We start from the raw sequence: 24,252 nt of genomic DNA, 5'->3' as shown, positions 1-24,252 counted from the left end.
CCGGGGCCGGGACCAGCGTAGACGCAGTGACGGCGGTGGGCCGCCACCCGCACCGTGCGGGATGGCGGCCCACCGCCGTCTGCGGCGCCCGGGGGCGTGCGGACCGTGCGGGTCAGGCCTTCTTGGCGGTGCGCTTGGCGGTGCTGCGGGTCGCGGTCTTCTTGGCCGGCGAGGACTTGGTGGTCTTCTTGGCCGTCGTCGACTTCGCCGCGGACCTCGTCGCCGTCTTCTTCGCGGGCGCGCTCTTGGTGGTCTTCTTCGCGGCGGCCGTGGTGGTCTTCTTCGCCGGCGCGGACCGGCTGGTCTTCTTCGCCGTCGACGTGCTGGTGGAGGCGGTCGTCTTCTTGGCCGCCGAGCCGCGGGTGGTGGTGGCCTTCGTCGCCGTGGTGCGGCCGGCCGTGCTCTTGGCGGTGGTGCTCTTGGTCGCGGCGCTCTTCGTGGCCGTCTTCTTCGCGGCCGACCCGCGGGTGGCCGAGGCGGTGGCCTTCTTGGCGGCGCCGGTGGCGACCCGGGACGTCGCGGAGGCGGCTCCGGCGGCGGCCTTCGGCAGGCTCTTGGGGTTGGCGACGAAGCCCTTGAAGGCCGTACCCGCCTTGAACCGCGGGACCGAGGTCTTCTTGATCTTCACGGTCTCGCCGGTGCGCGGGTTGCGCCCGGTACGTGCCGCGCGGGCGGCCTTCTCGAAGGTGCCGAAGCCGCTGATCGCGACGCGCTCACCCTTGGAGACGGTGCGGACGATGGTGTCGATGACGGCGTCGACGGCCTCGGTCGCGGCCTTCTTGCTGCCGAGCCGGGACTCCAGGGCCTCGACGAGCTGTCCCTTGTTCACGGATTCCCCTCCAGTGCATGGTGCCGAGCCGTTGCCCGACGTCGGCACGACGGTAGGCCCGTTGGGCACGCTCGTCCACCACATCGGGCCTGCGGAGCCGTTGTGTCGCAACGCCAACGCCGCAGGTCAGAGGCCCTTCCGGGGGCAGTCGGCCCGGTCCGCGACCTCGACCGCGAGCGCCCGCAGCATCTCCCGGGCCCCGTGCGGGTCGTGTCGTGCGCGTGCCGCCGCGACGTGGAACCGCTTGCGGCACAGCGACTCTCGCTCCCCGTGGAGACGGCCGTCCGCTACGGCGCCGGCGATCGCCGCGTCGACCGCGGCGAGCAGGTCGGCGACGTCGCCGTGCGCCCCGGCGAAACCGTGCGGCGCCCCCGGCGGGTCCTGGGAACCGCCGGGGGCGCCGCCGTGTCGCGTCACCCGACCGGCGTGGTGCGGGGCTTCCAGCTGGGGCGCGCCGCCTCGAACCGGTCGATCTCCTCGGCGTGCCGCAGCGTCAGGCCGATGTCGTCCAGGCCCTCGAGGAGCCGCCAGCGCGTGTACCCGTCGATCGTCAGCGGTGCGACGACCTCGGCGCACCGGACCTGCTGGGCCTGCAGGTCGACGGTCACCTCGGTGCCGGGGTGGTTCTCCAGGACCTTCCAGATCAGCTCGATGTCGTCCTGCGACAGCTGCGCGGCCACGAGCCCCTGCTTGCCGGCGTTGCCGCGGAAGATGTCGGCGAAGCGGGAGGACAGCACGGCCCGGAAGCCGTAGTCCTTGAGCGCCCAGACGGCGTGCTCGCGGGAGGAGCCCGTGCCGAAGTCGGGGCCGGCGACGAGGACGGAGCCGCGGGAGAACGGCTCGGTGTTCAGGACGAAGTCGGGGTCGCGGCGCCAGGCGGCGAACAGCCCGTCCTCGAAGCCGGTCCGGGTGACGCGCTTGAGGTAGACGGCCGGGATGATCTGGTCGGTGTCGACGTTGCTGCGGCGCAGCGGGACGCCGATGCCGGTGTGGGTGGTGAACGGCTCCACGGCGGGTCTCCTCAGCTGCCGGCGCCGACGGCGGCCGGCGCGGTGGTCTGGACGGGGGGCAGGTCGGCGGGTGAGGACAGCGTCCCGCGCACGGCGGTGGCGGCGGCCACGAGCGGGCTCACCAGGTGGGTGCGCCCACCCTTGCCCTGACGGCCCTCGAAGTTGCGGTTCGACGTGGACGCCGAGCGCTCCCCCGGGGCGAGCTGGTCGGGGTTCATGCCGAGGCACATCGAGCAGCCGGCCTGGCGCCACTCGGCACCGAACTCGGTGAAGACGCGGTCCAGCCCCTCGGCCTGCGCCTGCTCGCGCACGCGGCCGGAGCCGGGGACGACGAGGACGCGCACGGACTCGGCCTTGCGACGGCCCCGGACGACGTCCGCGGCCGCGCGCAGGTCCTCGATGCGGCCGTTCGTGCACGAGCCGATGAACACGGTGTCGACGGCGATCTCGCGCAGCGGCGTCCCCGGGCGCAGGTCCATGTACTCCAGCGCCCGCTCGGCGGCGTGCCGGGCGCTGTCGTCGCCGAAGTCCTCGGGCGCCGGCACGGACGCGGACAGCGGCAGCCCCTGCCCGGGGTTGGTCCCCCAGGTGACGAACGGCTCGATCTCGTCGCCGTGCAGGACGACCTCGGCGTCGAAGGTGGCGTCGTCGTCGGTGCGCAGCTCACGCCAGGCCTCGACGGCGGCGTCCCAGTCGGCGCCCTGGGGGGCGTGCGGGCGGCCGCGCAGGTACTCGAACGTGGTCTCGTCCGGGGCGATCATCCCGGCTCGCGCGCCGGCCTCGATCGACATGTTGCAGACGGTCATCCGCGCCTCCACCGACAGGGCCCGGATCGCCTCGCCGCGGTACTCCAGGACGTAGCCTTGGCCGCCGCCGGTGCCGATCCGGGCGATGACCGCGAGGATGACGTCCTTGGCGGTGACACCCGGCCGCAGCCGGCCGTCCACGGTGATCGCCATGGTGCGGAACGGGGCCAGCGGGAGCGTCTGGGTGGCCAGGACGTGCTCGACCTCGGAGGTGCCGATCCCGAAGGCCAGGGCACCGAACGCGCCGTGGGTGGAGGTGTGCGAGTCGCCGCAGACGACGGTGGTGCCCGGCTGGGTGAGGCCGAGCTGCGGGCCGACGACGTGGACGATGCCCTGCTCGATGTCGCCGAGGGGGTGCAGCCGGACGCCGAACTCGGCGCAGTTGCGGCGCAGCGTCTCCACCTGGGTGCGGCTGACCGGGTCGGCGATGGGCAGGTCGATGCCGACGGTGGGGACGTTGTGGTCCTCGGTGGCGATCGTCAGGTCCGGTCGCCGCACCGGCCGGCCGGCCTCGCGCAGGCCGTCGAAGGCCTGCGGGCTGGTCACCTCGTGGACGAGGTGCAGGTCGATGTAGAGCAGGTCCGGCTCGCCGTCCTGCCCGCGGCGCACGACGTGCGCGTCCCAGACCTTCTCCGCCAGCGTGCGGCCCATGAGAGATGCTCCGTCCTCGACCTGTCCGGGGCCCCCGTCGTGGAGCCCCGTCCCCCATGGTGCGCCGTGATCGCCCCCGGGGTACTTGCGTCTCACTGACTAAGACGGCAGTATCGACACATGGACAAGTCTAGCGGCGTCGGCGTCCTCGACAAGGCCGCCGTGGTGCTGTCGGCCCTGGAGGCCGGCCCGGCGACCCTGGCCCAGCTGGTGAACGCGACGGGCCTGGCCCGTCCCACCGCGCACCGCCTCGCGGTGGCGCTGGAGCACCACCGCCTGGTGAGCCGGGACATGCAGGGCCGGTTCGTCCTGGGTCCGAGACTGGCAGAGCTCGCCGCCGCCGCGGGCGAGGACAGGCTGCTCGCCGCCGCCGGGCCGGCGCTGGCAGCCCTGCGCGACCACACCGGAGAGAGCGCCCAGCTCTACCGCCGGCAGGGCGACCAGCGCATCTGCGTCGCCGCCGCCGAGCGCCCCGTCGGGCTGCGCGACTCGATCCCCGTGGGCTCCACGCTGACCATGCTCGCCGGGTCGGCGGCCCAGGTGCTGCTCGCCTGGGAGGAGCCGGACCGCCTGCACCGGGGCCTGCAGGGCGCCCGGTTCACGGCGACGATGCTGTCCGGCGTCCGGCGCCGGGGCTGGGCGCAGAGCGTCGGCGAGCGCGAGGCCGGCGTGGCGTCGGTGTCGGCGCCCGTCCGAGGCCCCTCCGGCCGCGTGGTCGCGGCGGTGTCGATCTCCGGGCCGATCCAGCGCCTGACGCGCCAGCCCGGGCGCCTGCACGCGGCGGCGGTGGTCTCGACGGCCAACCGGCTCACCGACGTCCTGCGCCGCCAGCAGGGCTGACCCGGGCCGACCGGCTCCGGCCGCGCGCCCGCGGTCAGGCCGCTCGGCGCGCCAACCGCTCCCGGGCGGAGTCCCCGCGGCGCGCCGTGGGCACCGAGCCGACGGCGGCCGCCAGACCCGCCGCCGGCACGTCGACGTACACCGACTCGTGGGCGCCCGCCGGGACGGCGTACGTCTCGTGCCAGATGCCCACGGCGCCGCGGGAGCTGCGGGCACGCTCGTTGAACGCCTTCCACGCCGGCCGGTGCTCGCGACCGGCGTCGAGCGCGTAGTCGAGCAGGTCGTCGGCGCTGCGCCAGTACTGGACGACCAGCGGCCCGCCGGGCCCGACCGCCAACCGGTAGGCCAGCAGTCCCGAGCTGGGGTCGCTCGCCAGCTCGCGCAGCATCCGGGGCATCGCCGAGGCCACCGGCCACCAGCTGCGCAGCGCCCACCAGCGGTTCACGCGCATCCCGATGAGGAAGACGACGACCGCGCCGTCGTCGGCGCTCCTGCGCCCGGGGACGACCTTCGCCATGGCGTGACCTGCTCTCCGTCAGATTGGATAGTACGACTCCCCAATATTGGATAGTGGTACTCTCCGTTGTCAAGCGTCCTGGGCGGTGAGGGTTGTCAAGCGTCCCGGGCGGTGAGGAACGAGCGAGGAGGCGGGGTGCGGATCTCCGAGCTGTCGGCACGGACCGGCGTGCCCGTCGCCACGATCAAGTACTACCTGCGCGAGGGCCTGCTGCCCCCCGGCGAGCAGACGTCCGCGACCCAGGCGCGGTACGACGACGGCCACGTCGCGCGCCTGCGGCTCGTCCGGGCGCTGCTGGAGGTCGGGGGCCTCGGCGTCGCCGGCGCCCGTCGCCTGCTGGCGTGCCTGGACGCCGACGACCTGCACGAGACCCTCGGTCGCGCCCAGGCCGAGCTGCCCCCCGCCACGTCGGCGGACGTCGCCACGCAGCGCGCCCGCGACCTGCTGGCCGAGGTGGGCTGGGAAGTCGGCTGCGACACCGCCCCGCTGCGCCAGCTCGCGGTGGCGCTGGACGCGGTGGAGGCCGCGGGCCTGCCCCTCGGCCGCGAGCGCCTGGCCCGGTACGCCGACGCCGCCGACCAGCTGGCCCACGACGACCTGGCCGGCGCGCCGGACGGCCCGCTCGAGGACGTCGTCGCGTACGCGGTGCTCGGGACCGTGCTGTACGAGCCGGTCCTGCTCGCGCTGCGGCGGCTCGCGCACCAGCGTGCGAGCGCCGCGCGGTTCGCCGGCAGCGAGGACGGCGGGACCACCGGGCGGTAGGAACGGGCGGTAGGAACGAGCGGTAGGAACGGGCCCGGACACGGCGAGAGCCCCGGTCGACGTGGTCGACCGGGGCTCTCGCTCGGCGTAGCCCCGACGGGATTCGAACCCGCGCTACCGCCTTGAGAGGGCGGCGTGCTAGGCCGCTACACAACGGGGCCGTGTCTCCAGCGGCGAACCGCTCGGAGTGCGCTGGTGAACTCTAGCGGATGACCGCCGACCCACCAATTCGCGCTGGGGTACCAGGACTCGAACCTAGACTAACTGAACCAGAATCAGTCGTGCTGCCAATTACACCATACCCCAAGGGGGTACCAGCGCCGGGACGTGCCGGTGCGGGACCACCGGGTGAGGATGCTACCGGAGCGTGGGAGCCGGACCAAAACCGGCGGGTCCGGCGGCGCCCGGCGGGCCGGCCGCTGTCGGCGGGGCGGGCGGCTGCCAGGCGAGGGGCGGGGGCGGCGCCGGTGGGGGGACGTGCCACCGCTGCACGGAGCGGCGTCGGGCCCACCAGGTGATCAGCACCCCCATGACCACCATCGCGGCGACGTCGACGGCGACCACCTCGAGGGGGACGTCGCTGACGAGCAGGGAGTCCTCCAGGGTGCCGGTGAGGATCACCGGCACCCACGCCACGAGGTTGTTCACCGCGTGCACCGCCGTGGCCGCCTCAAGCCCGCCGGTGCGCCACACCAGGTAGGAGGTGAGCACCCCGAACGCGAAGCGGTGCAGCCACAGCCACACGTTCTGGGCGCCGTGGGCGAAAGCGAACAGGGTCGCACTGACCGCTCCCGCGACGACCACGCCGACCACCGGGCGGGCCAGGACGGACCCGATGGTCTGCGTCATCCAGCCGCGGAAGAACCACTCCTCTCCCGCCGCCTGCAACGGGGTCGTCAGCAGCACGATCGCCAGGAGCAGCAGGACGTCCTGGCCGCGCCCGCGCGGCCAGCCGTCGAGGGCGACGAAGATCAGGAACGACATCAGCAGGACGACGGCAGCCAGGACGGCGCACTCGAGCATCCACCGCCAGCGGAGCCCACCGACGACGGAGGAGACCCAGCGCGGCCGCCACCCGTGGCCCGCCCACACGGCCAGCACGGACACCGGGACCAGCGCGGCGAGGACGAGGTTGTTCACCAGCATGACCGGCGGCGACGCCAGGACGGTCTCGTCGAGGAGCGCGTCACCGACGAGGACCTCGTCCCACGTCACGCCGCTGGCGACGGTGGCCAGCAGCAGGGCGACGGTGGAAGCGACGAGCAGGACGACGAACAGCCCCAGCACGACGGCCAGCGACAGCAGGGGCCGCCACCAGCGGTGCCGGGGACCGCGCAGCAGCTGGTGGTACGGCCGCTCGCGCCAGGCCTGCGCGGGTCCGGGCGGCCAGGAGGCCGCCGTCACGCGGTCGGCCCCTGCGCCCCCAGCCGCGACCGCAGGGCCAGCACCCGCGCCAGGGTCGACCCCCGACCGAGGATCTCCATCGACTCGAACAGTGGCGGCGAGACCCGGCGGCCGGTGACCGCGACCCGCACCGGGCCGAACGCCAGCCGCGGCTTGATGCCGAGCCCGTCGACGACCGCCGTCCGCAGCGCCGCCTCGATGGTGTCGGTGCGCCACTCCGGGAGGTCGTGCAGCGCCGCGTGGGCGGCGTCGAGCACGGCACCGGCGTCGTCCTTGAGCGAGGCGAGCGCGTCGTCCTCGACGACGAGCTCGTGGTCGTCGGTGAGCAGGAACGACAGCATCGGCACGGTCTCGGCGAGGGTCTCCATCCGCGTCTGCACGAGCGGGACCGCGGCGCGGACGCGGCGCAGCTGGTCGTCGGTCGGCTCGTCCGGCAGGACGGCCTCGCGCTGCAGGTGGGCGACGACCCGCTCCCCCAGGTCCGCCTCGGGCAGCTCGCGCAGGTACTCGCCGTTGAGCCAGTTGAGCTTCTCGACGTCGAACACGCCACCGGTCGCGCTGACCCGGGACCAGTCGAAGGACTCCACCATCTCGTCGAAGGTGAACTTCTCCCGCAGGTCGGGCATCGAGTAGCCGGTGAGCGCCAGGAAGTTGCGCAGCGCCTCGGGCAGGTAGCCCTGCTCCACGAACCAGGTGAGCCGCGCCGCCGGGTTCTTCCGCTTGCTGATCTTCGAGCGCTGCTTGTCGGCGTTGCGCAGCAACGGCATGTGCGCGAACTCGGGGACCGGCAGGTCGAGCCAGCGGTACAGCAGGAGGTGCTTGGGGGTGGAGCTGATCCACTCCTCCCCGCGGACGACGAGGGTGATGCCCATCTCGTGGTCGTCGACGACGACGGCGAGGTGGTACGTGGGGAAGCCGTCGGCCTTGAGGATGACCTGGTCGTCCGGCCGGGGCGCCTTGACCTCGCCGCGCACGCGGTCGGTGAACGTCAGCAGGACGTCGTCCGGCACCAGCATGCGCACGACCGGCGTCTCACTGAAGCCGGGCAGCGCACGCCGCTCCTCCTCGCTCTTCCCGTGGCAGAGGCGGTCGTACCCGGTGGGCAGCTTCCTCGCCTGCTGCTCGGCCCGCATCTCGGCCAGCCGCTCGGTCGAGCACCAGCACCGGTAGGCGTTGCCCTGCTCGAGGAGGCGCTCGACGTACGGGGTGTACCGGTCCAGCCGCTCGGACTGCCGGTAGGGCGCGTAGGGGCCGCCCTTGTCCGGGCCCTCGTCCCAGTCCAGGCCCAGCCAGCGCAGGGTGTCGTACACCTGCTGCTCGCTGTCCTCACGGAAGCGCGCGCGGTCGGTGTCCTCGATCCGCAGCACGAACTGCCCACCCTGCTGGCGGGCGTAGGCGAGGTTGAACAGGGACATGTAGGCGGTGCCGACGTGCGGGTCGCCGGTGGGCGAGGGGGCGACGCGGACACGCACCGGGCGCGAGGTGTTCTCCATGGTCCGGCCAGCCTACCGACGGGGGTGGCGGCGGCCGGGCGGCGCTCAGCGGCGCACGACGGGGTTGGACAGCGTCCCGATCCCCTCGATCTCCACCTCGACGCGCTGGCCGGGCTGCAGGGGGCCGACGCCGGCCGGCGTCCCGGTGAGGACGACGTCGCCGGGCAGCAGGGTGAACGCCTGCGAGACGTAGGAGACGAGCTCGGCGACGTCGAACACCATGTCGGCGGTGGTGCCGTCCTGGACCGTCTCACCGTCGAGCCGGGCGCTGACCCGCAGCGCCGACGGGTCGAGGTCGGTCACCAGGTAGGGGCCCAGCGGGCAGGAGGAGTCGAAGCCCTTGGCGCGGGCCCACTGGCCGTCGGAACGCTGGGCGTCGCGGGCCGTCACGTCGTTCGCGCAGGTGTATCCCAGCACCACCTCGTCGACCCGCTCGCGCGGCACGTCCTTGCAGATCCGGCCGATGACCACCGCCAGCTCCGCCTCGTAGTGCACCTCGTCGCTGAACGGCGGGAGCACGATCGGGTCGTCCGGGCCGACGACGGCGGTGTTCGGGACGAGGAACATCATCGGCGTGGTCGGCAGCTCGTGCCCCATCTCCTTCGCGTGGTCGGCGTAGTTGCGGCCGATCCCGATGACCTTGCTGCGCGGGATCACCGGGGCCAGCAGCCGCGCGTCCGCCAGCGCGACCCGCTCCCCCGTCGGGACCAGCTCGGAGTACAGCGGGTCGCCGCCGACGACGACGAGGGTCTCGGCGCCGGGCTCGCCCTCTACGACGGCGTAGCGGGGGCTGTCGTCACCTGTCGTGAACCTCGCGATGCGCATGGTGAGGAGCGTAACCAGCCGGGTGGGTGGGCGACCTACCCTGGGCGGGTGCCCGCCCCCGTCCCGACCTCGCCGGCGACCGTGCTGCCGTCCGCGACCTGGACGGCGGCCGCCGCGGCGCACGCCGCTCGCGCCGACGCCCTGGCGGCGGGGCGCACCGAGCGGCGGCGCCGGGGTGAGGCCCACGCGGTGGAGGACTTCCTCTGGACGTACTACCCGACCCGGCCGTCGGCGCTGCGGCGGTGGCACCCCGGCGCCGGGGTAGGGCTGGGTCCCGCGGACGACGGCCCGCCACCCCACGCCACCTGGCGCTGGTACGCCACGGACCCGCACGGGGTCACCGCCCTCGACGCCGCGGCGTACCTGTCCGACCGCGGGGACGCCGTCCGCTTCGTCCGCCGGCTGCTGGTCGCGACCGCCTCGCGCGCGCCCTTCCTGGGCTGCTTCGGCCTGCACGAGTGGGCGATGGTCTACCGGCAGCGCGAGCATCGGCACCCCCTGCCGCTGCGCCTGGGTCAGGACGGGACGGACGCGGTGGTCGAGGCGCACCCCGTGCGCTGCTCGCACTTCGACGCCTTCCGGTTCTTTGCCCCGGACGCGGAGCCGCTGAACAGGCTGCGGCCGACGCGCGCGACCCAGACCGACCTGGAGCAGCCGGGCTGCCTGCACGCCGGCATGGACGTGCACAAGTGGGCGATGAAGCTCGGCCCGGCCGTGCCCGGGGAGCTGGCCCTGGACTGCTTCGAGCTCGCCCGGGACGTCCGGGTGCTCGACATGCAGGCCTCGCCGTACGACGTGTCGTCCTACGGCCTGCCCGCCGTCGCGGTCGAGACGCCCGAGGGCAAGGCGGAGTACGTCGCCCGGCAGCGGGCGTTCGCCGAGCGCTCCGCCGTCCTGCGCGAGCGCCTGGTGGCGGTGTGCGAGGCGATCCTGCGGGACGGGTCGGCGCCGGCGGCGTAGCGTGGACGGGCCGGCCGGACGCGCGTGTCGGTCGGGTGCGGGGTGCACCATGTCGACGCGCCGGGCGCTCGTGGGTCTGCTGGTGGTCGTCGCGCTGACCGCGGCGAACCTCGCGCTGGGGTCGGGTCCTGCGCCCCCCGAGCGGACGTCGCTGGCGGCAGCCGGCACCGTCCACCTCACCGCCGCCGGCGACTACGGCAGCGGGACCCGGGCCCGTGGTGTGCTGGACCTCGTCGGCGACCTCGCACCCGACGTCCACGTCGCCCTGGGGGACCTGTCGTACGGCCAGACCGGGCGCGAGCAGGACTGGTGCGACCTGGTGACCGCGGCCGTCGGCCCGGGGTTCCCGTTCGAGCTCGTGGCCGGCAACCACGAGAGCAACGGGATGAACGGCAACATCAACGACTTCTCCGCCTGCCTGCCGAACCAGCTCCCCGGGCTGGTCGGCACGTACGGCCGCCAGTGGTACGTCGACGTCCCCGCGGGCGCGCCGCTGGTGCGACTGGTCGCCGTCTCGCCGGGGCTGCCCTTCCCCGACGGCACGTGGTCCTACGCCGCGGGGTCCGCCCGCTACGAGTGGACCGCCCGCGCCGTCGACGGGGCCCGGGCCGCGGGGGTGCCGTGGGTCGTCGTGACGATGCACCGACCGTGCCCGTCGGTCGGGCAGTACGAGTGCGGACCCCTGGCCGACCTGACCAACCTGCTGCTAGACCGGCGCGTCGACCTCGTCCTGTCCGGTCACGAGCACCTGTACCAGCGCAGCCACCAGCTCGCCACGGGACCGGGCTGCCCCGCCCTCGTGCCCGGCACGGCGTCCCCGTCGTGCGTGGTCGACACCGACTCCGACCTGGTGCAGGGGCGCGGCACGGTGCTCGCCACCGTCGGCACGGGCGGCATCGACCTGCGGGACGTCGATCCGGCCGACCCGGAGGCGCCGTACTTCGCCCGCTGGTCCGGCCGCAACCACGACCCGTCGCACGGGGTGCTGGAGGTCACGGTCGACGCCGCGCAGCTGGTGGCCCGCTTCGTGGCCGTGCCGCCGGGGACGGCGACCGACGTGGTGCGGGTGCGACGCGATACGGCGCCCCCTCCCCCGGTACCGCAGCCGCTCGCCCTCGACCGGTTCAGCCGGACGAGCGGCGCCGGTTGGGGCGTGGCCGACGTGGGCGGACCCTGGTCGCAGTCCGGCGGGCCGGCCACCTGGACGGTGGACGGCGGGCAGGGGCGCTCGCACTCGGGCCCCGGTGGTGGCGGCCGCGCGACGATGGACCAGGTGACCTCCGTCGCCACCGACCTCACGCTGGTGGCCCGCGCCGTCGAGCGGCCGACGGGGGGCGGGGTGTACGTCTCCGCGGTGGGTCGGCGGATCGCGGGTGCCGGGGACTACCGGGCGAAGGTGCGGTTCCTGCCGGACGGTACGGCGACGCTGTCGCTCGTGCAGGCGGACGCGTCGGGCCGTGAGGTGGTCCTGGCGCCTCCGGTCGCCATTCCGGGGCCGCCGCTGCCTCACGGCGGCGGCGTGCACGTCCGCATGCAGGTCACAGGCAGCGGCCCGACGACCCTGCGGGCGCGGGCGTGGCCGGTCGGGGCACCGGAGCCCTCGGCGTGGGCGCGGGAGGCGACCGACACGACGGCGGGGCTGCAGGGCCCGGGGGCGGTGGGCCTGGTGACGTACGTGTCGTCCTCGGCGACGGGCGCGACGACCGTCGCCGTGGACGACCTCGTCGCAGTGGTCCCCTGACCGTCCTCCCCAGTCAGCGGCGGGTGACGCCCTGGCGGAGCAGCCCGTACACGACGCCGTCGGTGAGGGCCTGCCAGGAGGCCTCGACGATGTTCCCGGCCACCCCGACCGTCTGCCAGGACGTCGCGCCGTCGCTGGTCTCGATCAGCACGCGGGTCACCGCGTCGGTGCCGTGCGCGGCGTCGAGGATCCGGACCCGGAAGTCGATGAGCTCCATGGTCCGCAGCTCGGGGTAGGCGCCCGACAGCGCCTCGCGCAGCGCGTGGTCGAGGGCGTTGACGGGGCCGTTGCCCTCCCCGGTGGCCACGACGCGCCGACCGCCGGCGACGAGCTTGACGGTGGCCTCCGAGACGGCCGGGGTGTCGGGGCCGGCCCGGTGCTCGGTGATGACGCGCCAGCTCTCGACGTCGAAGTAGGCGGCCCGGGCGCCCTCGACCTCCTCGCGCAGCAGCAGCTCGAAGGAGGCGTCGGCCGCCTCGAACGTGTACCCCTGCGCCTCCATGGCCTTGACCTTCTCGGTGACGCGGGACAGCACCTCGGGCTGGCCGGACAGGTCGAACCCGAGCTCCTTGCCCTTCAGCTCGATGCTGGCCCGCCCGGCCATGTCGGACACGAGCATCCGCATGTCGTTGCCGACGGCCTGCGGGTCAGTGTGCTGGTACAGGTCGGGGTCGACGCGGATCGCCGAGGCGTGCAGGCCGGCCTTGTGGGCGAAGGCGCTGGCCCCGACGTACGGCTGGCGCGAGTACGGGACGACGTTGGTCAGCTCGCTGACGGCGTGGGCGATGCGGGTGGCCTCGGCGAGCCGCTCGGCGGCGAGCACGGGCACCTTCTTCTTCAGGACGAGGTTGGCGACGACCGTGACGAGGTCGGCGTTGCCGGTCCGCTCGCCGTACCCGTTCAGCGTGCCCTGGACGTGCGTCGCCCCGGCGTCGACCGCCGCGAGGGTGTTGGCCACGGCGCAGCCGGTGTCGTTGTGGCAGTGGATCCCGAGCCGCGCACCGGTCTCGGCGAGGACCTCCTGCACCGACTCGGTGACCCGGCTCGGCAGCATCCCGCCGTTGGTGTCGCACAGGGCGACGACCTCCGCGCCCGCCTCGGCGGCCGTCCGGACGACCTCGAGGGCGTAGTCGCGGTCGTGGTCGAAGCCGTCGAAGAAGTGCTCGGCGTCCAGGACGACGCGGCGGCCCTCCCGGGCGAGCAGCGCGACGGTGTCGCGGACCATGGCGAGGTTCTCCGCCGGGGTGGTGCGCAGCGCGCGCTCCACGTGGGCGCTGGAGGACTTGGCCACCAGGGTCACGACCGGAGCCCGGGAGTCCAGCAGGGCGCGGACCTGGGGGTCCTTCTCCGCGACGGCGCCGGGCCGCCGGGTGGCCCCGAACGCCGCGAGGACGGCGTGCCGCAGGTCGAGCTCCGAGGCGGCCCGGGCGAAGAACTCGGTGTCCTTCGGGATCGCCCCCGGCCACCCTCCCTCGATGAAGCCGACCCCGAGCTCGTCGAGGAGGCGGGCGATGGCGAGCTTGTCGACCACCGACAGGGACAGGCCCTCCTGCTGGGCGCCGTCCCTCAGCGTGGTGTCGTAGACGTGCAGGTCCGTCGCGGTCTCGGTCATCGCCTCGCCGTTCCTCGTGGATGGTGCCGTCCGCTGCGGAGGTCGTCCGCGTGCGGTCTCCCTGGTCCCCGTCGGGGGGTCGCCCCAACGAAAAAGACCCCCCGCGGGTGCGGGAGGTCTGCGCGGCGCCGGGCGTCGTCCGCCCGCCGTCGCGCTCAGGTAATGATGAGCTGGGTCGTGTTCATCACCGTCAGTGTGGCAGCGAGCGCCGGTGCGTGACCGACCGTCTCGTGTTCTGAGACCGCCGTCCACGCACCGGACGCCGTGGTCCTCGCCGGCGGCGCTCAGGCCAGCCGGTGCAGCCACCCGTGGCGGTCCTCGGTCCGCCCGTACTGCACGTCGAGCAGCGCCTGCCGGATCCGGGTGGTCACCTCACCGGGCTCGCCGTCCCCGGCGACCGACCGGGTGCCGGGCTCGACCAGCTCCCCCACGGGCGTGACCACGGCGGCCGTCCCGCAGGCGAACACCTCGCGGATGCGCCCCGAGGCCGTCCCCTCGCGCCACTCGGCCACGTCCACCTTGCGCTCGGTGACCCGGTGCCCGAGGTCGGCGGCGATCTGCAGCACCGACGAGCGGGTGATGCCCTCGAGGATCGTGCCGCTGAGCGCAGGGGTGACGACCTCGCCGTCGTCCATGACGAAGTACAGGTTCATCCCGCCGAGCTCCTCGACCCACCGGTGCTCCACCGCGTCGAGGAAGCACACCTGGTCGCAGCCGTGGGCGATGGCCTCCTGCTGGGTCAGCAGGCTGGCGGCGTAGTTGCCGCCGCACTTGGCCGCGCCGGTCCCGCCGGGCGCGGCGCGCGTGTACTCCTGGCTGAGCCAGATCGACACGGGCTTGACCCCGCCGGGGAAGTAGGCGCCGGCGGGCGAGGCGATGACCAGGTAGTCCACCTGCGCCGCCGGTCGGACCCCCAGGAAGACCTCGGAGGCGAACATGAACGGGCGCAGGTACAGGCTGGTCTCACCGCCGGAGGGCACCCAGTCGGCGTCCGCCTGCACGAGGGCCTCGAGGGAGGCGAGGAACACCTGCTCGGGGAGCTCGGGCAGGGCGAGGCGGCGGGCGGAGCGGGCGAACCGCGCGGCGTTGGCCTCGGGCCGGAAGGTCCAGATCGACCCGTCGGCGTGCCGGTAGGCCTTCATCCCCTCGAAGATCTCCTGCGCGTAGTGCAGGACGGCGGTGGCCGGGTCGACCTGCAGCGGCCCGTACGGCTCCACCCGGGCGTCGGACCAGCCACCGTCGGCCGTCCACCGGGCGCGCGCCATGTGGTCGGTGAAGTGCTTGCCGAAGCCGGGGTCCGCCAGGACCTGCGCGCGCTCGGCGTCCGGTACCGGCGACGGGTTGCGGTGCAGCTCGAAGCGGAGGTCGGTGCTCGACCCGGTCGTCGGCAGGGAGGGCGCGGTCATGCTCCGCACGGTAGCCGATCCGCCTGCCCGGCCACCGGCGTCCGGCGGTGCTGCCGGGGGCGTCCGCGGGGTCAGGACACCGCGGCGGCCAGCGCGTCCCCGACCTCGGCGGTGCGCCGCGGTCCGCGACCGGCGCGGGCGGCCAGGTCGGCCGAGACCGCGTCGGTGACGGCGCGGGCCTGGTCGGTCAGGCCGAGGTGCTCGAGCAGCAGCGCGACGGACAGCACGGTCGCCGTCGGGTCGGCGACGCCCTGGCCGGCGATGTCCGGCGCGGAGCCGTGCACGGGCTCGAACATGCTCGGCGTCGCGCGCTCGGGGTTGACGCACCCGGACGCCGCCAGGCCGATCCCGCCGGTCACGGCGGCGGCGAGGTCGGTGATGATGTCGCCGAAGAGGTTGTCGGTGACCACGACGTCGAACCGGGACGGGTTCGTGACGAGGAAGATCGTCGCGGCGTCGACGTGCAGGTAGTCGGTGGTGACGCCCGGGAACTCCGCCCCGACCGCCTCGACCGTCCGGCGCCACAGGTGCCCGGCGTGCGTCAGCACGTTGTGCTTGTGCACGAGGGTCAGGTGCCGCCGCGGTCGCCGGGCGGCCCGGGCGAAGGCGTCGCGGACGACGCGCTCGACGCCGAAGGCGGTGTTGACGCTGACCTCGGTGGCGATCTCGTGGGGGGTGCCGGTGCGCAGCGAGCCGCCGTTGCCCACGTACGGCCCCTCGGTGCCCTCGCGGACGACGACGAAGTCGACGTCACCCGGGTCCGCCAGCGGACCCGCGACGCCGGGGAAGAGCCGGGACGGGCGCAGGTTGACGTACTGGTCGAGCTCGAAGCGCATCCGCAGCAGCAGGCCGCGCTCGAGCACCCCGCTCGGGACCGTGGGGTCCCCGATGGCCCCGAGCAGGACCGCGTCGTGCTGGGCGATCTCGGCGAGCACGCCGTCGGGCAGCGTCTCGCCGGTCGCGTGCCAGCGCGCGGCGCCGAGGTCGTACCGGGTGGTCTCGACCTTGAGGCCGGTCGAGGAGGTCACGGCCTCCAGCACCTTGAGGCCCTCCGCGACGACCTCCGGGCCGATCCCGTCGCCGGGGACGACGGCGAGGCGGACGGCGCCCGGCGCCTCGGCTGCGGACGGGGTGGCTGCGGCGCTCTCGGACATGCACCGAGCGTACGTCGCGGTCCCGGATCGCGGACGGTTCGTCCCAGCATCCGGACGTCGCGCCGTCAGGTGACCGCCGTCCCCCCGCCGCGGCGGGGGTCGGCGGCCACGGACAGCCTGCCGCCGTCCGCACCGGGCCGCAGCAGCGCGGCCGTCACCCCGCCGAAGAACATCGAGTGCCGCGGCCAGCTGCGGGTGGGCAGGCCGAGGTCGGGCAGGGACAGGTCCTCCTCGTGCTCCACGAGCACCTCCGGCGACCCGCCGGCCCCGCCGGCTCCGGCGCGTTCCGGCACCAGGCTCACGTGCAGGCGCGGGGCGGCGACCGCGTCGACGAGGTCCGTCCCGCGCGCGAGGTGCTCGAGGACCTGGGCGACGGCGGTGGTGATCCGGTCGGCCCCCGGCGAGCCGACCGCCAGCACCGCCCCGTCGTCCCGCCGGCCCACCGTCGGCGCCATGTTGGAGGGCAGCCGCTCCCCCGGGTCCCAGGCGTGCAGGCCCCGCCGGTTCAGCTCCGGCTCCCCCAGGCAGTTGTTCAGCCACAGCCCGGTGCCGGGCACCATCGCGCCGGAGCCGTAGCCGGACGACGCCGTCACGGCGCAGGCCAGGCCCGCGTCGTCGACGACGGAGACGTGGACGGTGGACGGCGCGCCGCGCAGCCACGCCCCGCCGCGCGCGGCGACGTCGTCGAGCAGCGCCCGGGCGGCCGCGACGCGGTCCCTCGCGACGTCGAGGTGGTCGAGCCGGTGCCGCAGCACGGCCGCCTGGACGTGGACGAGGTGACGCACGGCGGCGTCGCCGGAGCGGGGACCGTCCTGCAGGAGGGCGAGGAGCGTCGCGAGCACGGGACCACCGACGGCGGGTGGCGGGTTGGTGCCGAGCGTCCAGCGGCCGGCACGGACGGCCAGCGCCGGCAGGACGCGGGCGCGGTAGGCACGCAGGTCCTCGGCGCCGACCAGGCCGCCGCCCTCCTGGTTCGCGGCGACCAGCAGCGCCGCCAGCTCGCCGGTGTACAGGTCCTGCGGGCCGGTGCGGGCCAGGTGCTCGAGCGTGTCGGCCAGACCCTCGACGCGCATCGTCTCGCCCGCCGCGAGCGGCGTGACGCCGTCCGGGCGGTGGACGGCGCGACGGCTCTCGGGGTCCCAGCCGTAGACGTCGTCGTGGACGAGGGACAGGTAGTGGGCGGCGGCGGGCCCGAGCACGAAACCCCGGCGGGACACCTCGACGGCGGGGGCGCAGACCTGCGGCCACGGGACCCGGCCCCAGCGGCGGTGCGCCTCCCCGAGCGCGGCGAGCGCACCGGGCGTGGCCACCGTGCCGTGCCCGACGGCCAGTGTCACCCCTCCGCCGTAGGCGGTGGTGACCTGGTGCACACCACCCCCGAACCGGTGCGGCGGGGCACCGCGACCCGGCATCTCGACGTTGCCGTCGACCGTGACGGGGTCGTGGCCGGGGACGGCGACGGTCAGGAAGGCCCCGCCGAGGGGGCTGACGACGCCGGGCTCGGTGACCATCGCGACGAGGCAGGCGGCGACGGCGGCGTCGACCGCCCCGCCGCCTGCCCCGGCGACCTGGACCGCCGCGTCGGCCGCGGCCTGGTTGGGGGCGGCGACGGCGGTCCGTCTCGTCATGCCCGTCCGCCCGGTGGGGCGACGGGAGTCAGCGGCGCGTCAGCGGCTCTGGCCCTGGTCGCGTCGGTCCAGCGCCTCCTGCAGCGCCTGGCGGAGCGTGATCTCCTGCGATGCGTCCACGTCGATCCCCTCCGGTCGGTGGTCCCGGACGACCTCGGTGCGGGTCGTCCCACCACTGACGGTACGCCTGGCGTATCACGTGCCGGAACTAGCGTCTTGGCATCCGAGACGCTGGTTGCTCCGGTCGAGGGAGGCGGCGGAACGCGTGGGACGGTCCTGCCGCACGGGGAGGGCATCGGTTCGAGCACGCGCACCATCCAAGTGCACGCGCGCCCGCGCGGCGCGGTGTGCGGGTGGGGCGCTCCTGCCCCGTCGGCGACGAACGCTCGGTCGGCCTCTCAGCCGCTCGCGCCGTCCCGCAGCCCGGCCTGCCACCAGTCGAGGGGCGTGACGCCGTCCTCGGCCCAGACGTTGCCGAACTCCCACTCGGCGTCGGGGTGGCGTCGGCCCAGCCACTCCAGGACCGCCTGGATGGCCGGGAAGCCCACGGCCGCGGGCACGGTGTAGACGCTGAGGGTGTCGGGGATGCGCCCGTCGAGCCGCCCGCCGAGGGCCACGAGCGCGGGGGTCAGCTCGTCGGAGGCGACGTCCGCGGCGTACAGCTGGACGGCGACGTTGCCGCCGCGCTCCAGGACGTTCGGGGTCCCGTCGGGGGCGACCTCGACGACGTCCCCCGCAGCGGTCCCCATCACCAGCCCGGGCGTCGCCAGCACCCGGTAGCGACCCGAGCCGAGCGGCTCGACGGACACCTGCTCGCGCACGGGCTGGGCGGGGTCGGATCCCGCGACCAGCAAGGTGATGGTCGTCGCGTCGGCCGCCATGCGGGCAGCGTAACGACCGGCCGGCCCGGTGGCGGGGGCCTCCCGCGACCCGGACGCGCCGCAGCGCACCCGGTCGCCGACCGGGTGCGCTGCGTGACGACGGCGCCGGGCGCGTCGCCGGAGGGGTGCCGCGTGCGCGTCCGTCAGCGGGCGGCGGTGCCCTCGGTGTAGTCCGAGTCGTCGGTCTTGACCCAGCTCATCAGCTTGCGCAGCTCGCGGCCCGTGGCCTCGATCGGGTGCTGCTCCTCCTCGGCGCGGCGGGCCGTGAACTCCGGCGCGCCGGCGTCCTGGTCGTCGATGAAGCGCTTGGCGAACGCGCCGTTGCGGATGTCCTCCAGGACGGCCTTCATGTTCTCCTTGACGCGCTCGTCGATGACGCGCGGCCCGGAGACGTAGTCCCCGTACTCGGCGGTGTCGGAGACGCTCCAGCGCTGCTTGGCGATGCCGCCCTCGTACATGAGGTCGACGATGAGCTTCAGCTCGTGCAGGCACTCGAAGTAGGCGACCTCGGGCTGGTAGCCGGCCTCGGTCAGCGTCTCGAAGCCGTACTGGACGAGCTTGGACATCCCGCCGCACAGGACGGCCTGCTCGCCGAACAGGTCGGTCTCGGTCTCCTCGGTGAAGGTCGTCCTGATCCCACCGGCGCGCAGGCCGCCGATGGCCTTGGCGTACGACAGCGCGAGGTCCCACGCCTTGCCGGTGGCGTCGTTCTCGACGGCGACGAGCACGGGCACGCCGCGGCCGTCGACGAACTCGCGGCGGACGAGGTGACCGGGGCCCTTCGGGGCGACCATGGCGACGTCCACGCCCGCCGGCGGCGTGATGTAGCCGAAGCGGATGTTGAAGCCGTGGCCGAAGAAGAGCGCGTCGCCGTCCACGAGGTTCGGCTCGACCGCCTCGGTGTACAGGTGCCGCTGCACGTGGTCCGGCGCGAGGATGACGACGAGGTCGGCCTCCTCGCACGCCTCGTAGGGCGTGAGCACGCGCAGGCCCTCGGCCTCGGCCTTGGCGCGGCTGCGGCTGCCCTCGGGCAGGCCGACGCGGACGTCGACCCCGGAGTCGCGCAGCGACAGCGCGTGCGCGTGGCCCTGGCTGCCGTACCCCAGGACGGCGACGTGGCGGTCGGCGATCACGGACAGGTCGGCGTCGTCGTCGTAGAACATCTCGGCCACGGTGGGCATCTCCTCGGTTGGTGTCGTACTCGGTTCGGGGGCGGATCAGGCCGTGCGGGCGGACCGGTCGGTGATGGAGCGCGGGCCACGTCCCACGGCGACCAGGCCCGACTGGACGAGCTCGCGCACGCCGTAGGGCTCGAGCACCTTGAGCAGCGCGCCGACCTTCTGGCTGTCGCCGGTCGCCTCGACCGTCACGGACTCGGGTGTGACGTCGACGACCTTGGCGCGGAACAGGTTCACGAGCTCGAGCACCTGCGAGCGGGCGGCGCCCTCGGCCCGGACCTTGACCAGCAGCAGCTCGCGCTGGACGGAGGCCGCCGGGTCGAGCTCGACGATCTTGATGACGTTGACGAGCTTGTTGAGCTGCTTGGTGACCTGCTCCAGCGGCAGCTCGTCGACGTCGACCACGACGGTGATCCGGGAGGTGTCCTCGTGCTCCGTCGGGCCGACGGCCAGGGAGTGGATGTTGAAGCCGCGGCGGGCGAACAGCGCCGCGACGCGGGTCAGCACGCCGGGCTTGTTCTCCACCAGCACGGACAGGGTGTGCCTGCTCATCGACTCCCTCAGCCCTCTTCCCGGTCCCAGGTGGGGGCGGTGCCCCGGGCGACCTGGATCGCGTCGTTGCTCACGCCCGCCGGCACCATCGGCCAGACCATCGCGTCGCGGTGGACGACGAAGTCGACGACGACGGGCCGGTCGTCGACCTCCATCGCCTTCTCGATCGTGGCGTCGACGTCCTCGGGGCGCTCGCAGCGCAGCCCCACGCAGCCGTAGGCGTCGGCGAGCTTGACGAAGTCGGGGATGCGCCGGCCCACCTCGGCACCGGTACCGGTGTGCAGGTCGGTGTTGGAGTACCGGCCCTCGTAGAACAGGGTCTGCCACTGCCGGACCATGCCGAGCGAGGAGTTGTTGACCACCGCGACCTTGATCGGGATGTCGTTGAGCGCGCACGTGGCGAGCTCCTGGTTGGTCATCTGGAAGCACCCGTCGCCGTCGACCGCCCAGACGGTGCGGTCGGGGGCGCCGACCTTGGCGCCCATCGCTGCCGGGACGGCGAAGCCCATGGTGCCCAGCCCCCCGGAGTTGATCCAGCTGCCGGGGCGCTCGTACCGGATGAACTGCGCGGCCCACATCTGGTGCTGCCCGACGCCGGCGACGTAGATCGACTCCGGCCCGGAGATCGCCCCGAGGCGCTCGATGACGTGCTGGGGGGCGAGGCTGCCGTCGCCGGAGTCGGCGTAGCCGAGCGGGTAGGTCTCGCGCCAGGAGTCCAGCTGCTTCCACCAGCCCTCGAGGTCCGGGCGGTGCCCGCTGTCGGCCTCGGCGCGCAACGCCGCGACGAGGTCGGTGACGACCTCCCGGGCGTCGCCGACGATCGGCACGTCCGCGACCCGGTTCTTGGAGATCTCCGCGGGGTCGATGTCGGCGTGCACGATGACTGCGCCCGGCGCGAACGTCGAGAGCTGGCCGGTGACCCGGTCGTCGAAGCGGGCGCCGAGGCTGACGATGAGGTCGGCCTTCTGCAGGGCGGTGACCGCGGCGACGGTGCCGTGCATGCCGGGCATCCCGAGGTGCTGGGGGTGGCTGTCGGGCAGCGCCCCCCTGGCCATCAGCGTCGTCACGACGGGCGCACCGGACAGGTCGACGAGCTCGCGCAGGACGTCGGACGCGCGGGCCTTGAGCACGCCGCCGCCGACGTACAGGACGGGACGGCGGGAGGTGGCCAGCAGGCGGGCGGCCTCCCGCACCTGCTTGCCGTGCGGCCGGGTCACCGGGCGGTAGCCCGGCAGCTCGAGCTCGGTCGGCCAGCTGAACCGGGTGGCGGCCTGCAGCGCGTCCTTGGAGATGTCGACCAGGACGGGGCCGGGCCGCCCGGTCCCCGCGATGTGGAAGGCCTCGGCGATCGTGCGCGGGATCTCGGCGGGGTCCGTGACGAGGTAGTTGTGCTTGGTGATCGGCATCGTGATGCCGGCGATGTCCGCCTCCTGGAAGGCGTCGGTGCCGATCGAGGAGCTGGCCACCTGCCCGGTGATGGCCACGAGGGGGACGGAGTCCATGTGCGCGTCGGCGATCGGGGTCACCAGGTTCGTCGCGCCGGGCCCGGACGTCGCCATGCAGACGCCGACGCGCCCGGTCGCCTGGGCGTAGCCCTGCGCGGCGTGCCCGGCGCCCTGCTCGTGGCGGACCAGGACGTGCCGGACGGCGGTGCTGTCCAGCAGCGGGTCGTACGCCGGCAGGATCGCCCCGCCGGGGATGCCGAAGACGACCTCCGCGCCGACCCGCTCGAGGCTGCGCACGAGGCTCTGCGCACCGGTGACGGGGGCGGCCTCAGCGGCGGGCTGACCCGGGCGCGGCCCGGGGCGGCTGGGTGGGCGGGGCACCGCGTGGGCGGTGGCCATGGCGTTCTCCTTCGGTCGACCGGGACATCCGGTGGCGCTGCTGGTGCTGCTCGGGGGGTGCTGCGTGGACGGTGCTCGGTGCTGGCACGAAAAAACCCCCCGGCCAAGGATGGCTCACGGAGGGGTCGGCGCGCGGAGGGGCTCGTTCGCTGCGAGCGGCGTCACGCGCGCCGATCGACTACGACAAGGAGCCTGCTCATGACGTCATGCTCGCCCGCGGCGGGCGCGGGGGTCAACCGGGAGCCACTCGCGTCTCACTCCTCGGACCGCCCGGCTCAGGAAGCGGACAGGTCACCGTCGACCGACCGGCGCTCGACGGCGTCGGCCCGCGGGGCGGCTCGCCGGTCGCGCAGACCACGGCGGCGACGCTCGACCCGTGGCACCGGGACGGGCTCGCCCGCGGGGTGCGGGGGCAGCGGGGCGTCGAGGTCGAACGCACCGCGCTCCAGGAAGGCCTCGACGGCCGAGGCGACCAGGGGCTTGGAGAAGGCGTACCCCTGACCGAGGTGGCAGCCCGCGTCGCGCAGCAGGCGCGCCTGGCCGACGTCCTCCACGCCCTCGGCGACGACGTCCAGGCCCAGGTCGCGCCCGAGCCGGACGATCGCCGCGAGCAGCGCCGTCTCCCGGGCCCTGGACCCGGCGTGCTGCATGAACCGCTTGTCGATCTTCAGCTCGTCGACGGTGAGCCGGCGCAGGTGGTCCAGACCGCTCCAGCCGGTGCCGAAGTCGTCCACGGCGAGCCGGACCCCGGTGGAGCGGATGAGCTCCAGGGCCTCGATCGCCCCCGGTGAGTCGGGCAGCAGCAGGCTCTCGGTGACCTCCAGCGTGAGGGCGGTCGCGGGCAGCCCGGAGCGCGCCAGCGCGCTGTCCACGGCGTCGACCGTGCCGGGCCAGCCGAGCTGGCGGACCGACAGGTTCACCGACACCCGCAGGTCGTGGCCGTCCGCCCGCCACCGCGCGGCGTGACGGGCCGCGGCCCCCAGCACCCGGGCGCCCAGGTCGACGATGGCGCCGCTGCCCTCGGCGAGCTCGATGACGGCGTCGGTCGCCAGCCGCTTGCCGTCCGGTGAGCGCCAGCCGACGAGGGCCTCGACCCCGACCACCTCGCCGTCCGCGAGCCGCACCTGCGGCTGGAACCGCACCTCCGGGGTCGCCTCCCCCACGGCGCTGCGCAGCCGCGAGCGGGCGCGCACGCGGCTGACGACCCGGTCGCGCAGCTGCGGGACGTACACCTGCACCGACCCCCAGCCGGCCGCCTCGGCCCCGTGCCGGGCCACGTCGGCGTGCCGCAGCACGTCCTCGGCGCCCCCGCCGGGCTCGTGGTGGGCCAGCCCGACGCAGGCGACGAGGTGGTGCACCCCTCCCCCGCCCGCGTAGGACCGGTCGAGGCTGCCGAGCAGCGCCCGCGCCAGCGCGTCCAGCCGGTCGGCGCCGGTGTCGCCCTGGACCAGGAGCGCGAACTCCACGTCACCGGAGCGCACCAGCAGCCCGTGCTGCCCCACCGCGTCGAGCATGCCCCGGGCCGCCTGCCGCAGCACGTCCTCACCGACACCCCGGCCCGCCGTGTCGTGCACGTCGGCGAGGCCGCCGATGACGCAGGACAGGAGGGCGACCGGAGGGCCGCCGGCCTGTCGGCGCTCGACGGCGTCCTCGAGCTCGGCCTCCAGGGCGGCACGGGCGGGCAGGCCGGTCACGGGGTCGCGCACCGGCGCGACGCCGACCGCCGCGACCCGGCGCGACAGCCGGCGGTTCTCCGCCATCAGGACGGCCAGGACGCCGGTCACGGCGAGCAGCGCGACCGCGCACACCGCGACGAGCCATCCGTCGGCCGACCAGGGGCCCAGCACCCCCACGACGACCGCGGCGGCGGCGCAGGCGGCGACCGTGGCCCGGGAGATCGTCGAGGCGGTGGCGCGGCGGGAGCCGACGAGCAGCGGCCCCCACCAGGGGCCTGCGGCCAGGGCCGCGGCGCCGGCGAGCCACAGCGCGGAAGCCGCGGGGCCGGCGCCGTCGACGCCGGTCAGCCCGCCGCCCAGCAGGACGGTCGTGGCCAGCACGCTCGAGCCCGAGCCGGTGGCCACGAGCAGCGGGACGCCGGGCGGCGGTCCCGCGACGTCCTCGTCGGCGCGGGCCCCGGGGACGCGGCCGGCCCACAGCGC

21 protein-coding genes and 2 tRNA genes are annotated in these 24,252 nt (G+C 74.7%); 4 read left to right on the top strand and 19 right to left on the bottom strand.

The window, feature by feature from the left end; genetic code table 11:
• Positions 1–112: 112 nt before the first annotated feature.
• From ACYVQV_RS16275 to leuC, 4 genes are all read right to left on the bottom strand, one after another.
• Positions 113–829 carry an HU family DNA-binding protein gene (locus ACYVQV_RS16275; RefSeq protein WP_461024363.1) on the bottom strand — a complete coding sequence of 239 codons (717 nt, stop codon included), beginning with the start codon at positions 827–829 and terminating at the stop codon, positions 113–115.
• A 126-nt stretch (positions 830–955) separates the two neighbouring features.
• Positions 956–1,246: a hypothetical protein gene (locus tag ACYVQV_RS16270; protein WP_461024362.1), complete on the bottom strand. Its 291-nt coding sequence runs from the start codon at positions 1,244–1,246 to the stop codon at positions 956–958.
• Entirely contained in the window at positions 1,243–1,839 is a 597-nt protein-coding gene (leuD, locus tag ACYVQV_RS16265; protein WP_461024361.1) for a 3-isopropylmalate dehydratase small subunit, read from the bottom strand. The genes ACYVQV_RS16270 and leuD overlap by 4 nt, the downstream gene beginning before the upstream one ends.
• Positions 1,840–1,850: 11 nt before the next feature.
• On the bottom strand, positions 1,851–3,296 hold the full coding sequence (gene leuC, locus ACYVQV_RS16260; RefSeq protein ID WP_461024360.1) for a 3-isopropylmalate dehydratase large subunit: 1,446 nt from the start codon (positions 3,294–3,296) through the stop codon (positions 1,851–1,853).
• A gap of 120 nt (positions 3,297–3,416) precedes the next feature.
• Between leuC and ACYVQV_RS16255 the strand changes: the two genes are divergently transcribed.
• Positions 3,417–4,136, top strand: a complete 720-nt coding sequence (locus ACYVQV_RS16255) for an IclR family transcriptional regulator (RefSeq protein WP_461024359.1) — start codon at positions 3,417–3,419, stop codon at positions 4,134–4,136.
• 34 nt (positions 4,137–4,170) lie between these two features.
• Here the strand turns inward: ACYVQV_RS16255 and ACYVQV_RS16250 are convergent, their stop codons facing one another.
• Complete coding sequence (locus tag ACYVQV_RS16250; protein WP_461024358.1) at positions 4,171–4,653, bottom strand: DUF4188 domain-containing protein; 483 nt, start codon at positions 4,651–4,653, stop codon at positions 4,171–4,173.
• Between the two features lie 135 nt (positions 4,654–4,788).
• Between ACYVQV_RS16250 and ACYVQV_RS16245 the strand changes: the two genes are divergently transcribed.
• The gene (locus tag ACYVQV_RS16245) at positions 4,789–5,415 is read left to right on the top strand and encodes a MerR family transcriptional regulator (protein ID WP_461024357.1); all 627 of its coding nucleotides are present in this window, start codon (positions 4,789–4,791) and stop codon (positions 5,413–5,415) included.
• Positions 5,416–5,503: 88 nt separating this feature from the next.
• On the opposite strand, the gene ACYVQV_RS16240 is transcribed toward ACYVQV_RS16245, so the two are convergent.
• The 5 genes from ACYVQV_RS16240 to ACYVQV_RS16220 form a co-directional block, all read right to left on the bottom strand.
• Positions 5,504–5,576, bottom strand: a tRNA-Glu gene (locus tag ACYVQV_RS16240).
• A gap of 73 nt (positions 5,577–5,649) precedes the next feature.
• A tRNA-Gln gene (locus ACYVQV_RS16235) sits at positions 5,650–5,721 on the bottom strand.
• Between the two features lie 51 nt (positions 5,722–5,772).
• On the bottom strand, positions 5,773–6,819 hold the full coding sequence (locus tag ACYVQV_RS16230; protein WP_461024356.1) for a lysostaphin resistance A-like protein: 1,047 nt from the start codon (positions 6,817–6,819) through the stop codon (positions 5,773–5,775).
• Complete coding sequence (gene gltX, locus ACYVQV_RS16225) at positions 6,816–8,312, bottom strand: glutamate--tRNA ligase (protein WP_461024355.1); 1,497 nt, start codon at positions 8,310–8,312, stop codon at positions 6,816–6,818. The genes ACYVQV_RS16230 and gltX overlap by 4 nt, the downstream gene beginning before the upstream one ends.
• A 45-nt stretch (positions 8,313–8,357) precedes the next feature.
• Entirely contained in the window at positions 8,358–9,137 is a 780-nt protein-coding gene (locus ACYVQV_RS16220) for a fumarylacetoacetate hydrolase family protein (protein ID WP_461024354.1), read from the bottom strand.
• A 48-nt stretch (positions 9,138–9,185) separates the two neighbouring features.
• On the opposite strand from ACYVQV_RS16220, the gene ACYVQV_RS16215 reads away from it, so the two are divergent.
• Both ACYVQV_RS16215 and ACYVQV_RS16210 read left to right on the top strand, forming a co-directional pair.
• Positions 9,186–10,097, top strand: a complete 912-nt coding sequence (locus ACYVQV_RS16215) for a 3-methyladenine DNA glycosylase (protein ID WP_461024353.1) — start codon at positions 9,186–9,188, stop codon at positions 10,095–10,097.
• Positions 10,098–10,146: 49 nt separating this feature from the next.
• Positions 10,147–11,838 (top strand): metallophosphoesterase, encoded by a 1,692-nt coding sequence (locus tag ACYVQV_RS16210; protein ID WP_461024352.1) that lies wholly within the window; start codon positions 10,147–10,149, stop codon positions 11,836–11,838.
• Between the two features lie 13 nt (positions 11,839–11,851).
• On the opposite strand, the gene cimA is transcribed toward ACYVQV_RS16210, so the two are convergent.
• The 9 genes from cimA to ACYVQV_RS16165 form a co-directional block, all read right to left on the bottom strand.
• Positions 11,852–13,450, bottom strand: coding sequence for a citramalate synthase (gene cimA / locus ACYVQV_RS16205; RefSeq protein WP_461024351.1), 1,599 nt, complete (start codon positions 13,448–13,450; stop codon positions 11,852–11,854).
• A gap of 284 nt (positions 13,451–13,734) precedes the next feature.
• On the bottom strand, positions 13,735–14,856 hold the full coding sequence (locus tag ACYVQV_RS16200) for a branched-chain amino acid aminotransferase (protein WP_461024350.1): 1,122 nt from the start codon (positions 14,854–14,856) through the stop codon (positions 13,735–13,737).
• 71 nt (positions 14,857–14,927) lie between these two features.
• Entirely contained in the window at positions 14,928–16,010 is a 1,083-nt protein-coding gene (locus tag ACYVQV_RS16195) for a 3-isopropylmalate dehydrogenase (protein WP_461024349.1), read from the bottom strand.
• A gap of 65 nt (positions 16,011–16,075) precedes the next feature.
• The gene (locus ACYVQV_RS16190; protein ID WP_461024348.1) at positions 16,076–17,638 is read right to left on the bottom strand and encodes a gamma-glutamyltransferase; all 1,563 of its coding nucleotides are present in this window, start codon (positions 17,636–17,638) and stop codon (positions 16,076–16,078) included.
• A gap of 398 nt (positions 17,639–18,036) precedes the next feature.
• On the bottom strand, positions 18,037–18,519 hold the full coding sequence (locus ACYVQV_RS16185; RefSeq protein ID WP_461024347.1) for a DUF4265 domain-containing protein: 483 nt from the start codon (positions 18,517–18,519) through the stop codon (positions 18,037–18,039).
• A 143-nt stretch (positions 18,520–18,662) separates the two neighbouring features.
• On the bottom strand, positions 18,663–19,691 hold the full coding sequence (gene ilvC, locus ACYVQV_RS16180; RefSeq protein WP_461024346.1) for a ketol-acid reductoisomerase: 1,029 nt from the start codon (positions 19,689–19,691) through the stop codon (positions 18,663–18,665).
• A 45-nt stretch (positions 19,692–19,736) separates the two neighbouring features.
• Entirely contained in the window at positions 19,737–20,249 is a 513-nt protein-coding gene (gene ilvN / locus ACYVQV_RS16175; protein WP_461024345.1) for an acetolactate synthase small subunit, read from the bottom strand.
• Positions 20,250–20,257: 8 nt separating this feature from the next.
• Positions 20,258–22,093, bottom strand: coding sequence for an acetolactate synthase large subunit (locus tag ACYVQV_RS16170; protein WP_461024344.1), 1,836 nt, complete (start codon positions 22,091–22,093; stop codon positions 20,258–20,260).
• 275 nt (positions 22,094–22,368) lie between these two features.
• Positions 22,369–24,252, bottom strand: a 1,884-nt coding sequence (locus ACYVQV_RS16165) for a putative bifunctional diguanylate cyclase/phosphodiesterase (protein WP_461024343.1), incomplete at its 5' end; no start/stop codon positions are given.

Source organism: Thalassiella azotivora (assembly GCF_054781695.1).
This window is presented reverse-complemented; position numbering and strand designations above follow the sequence as displayed.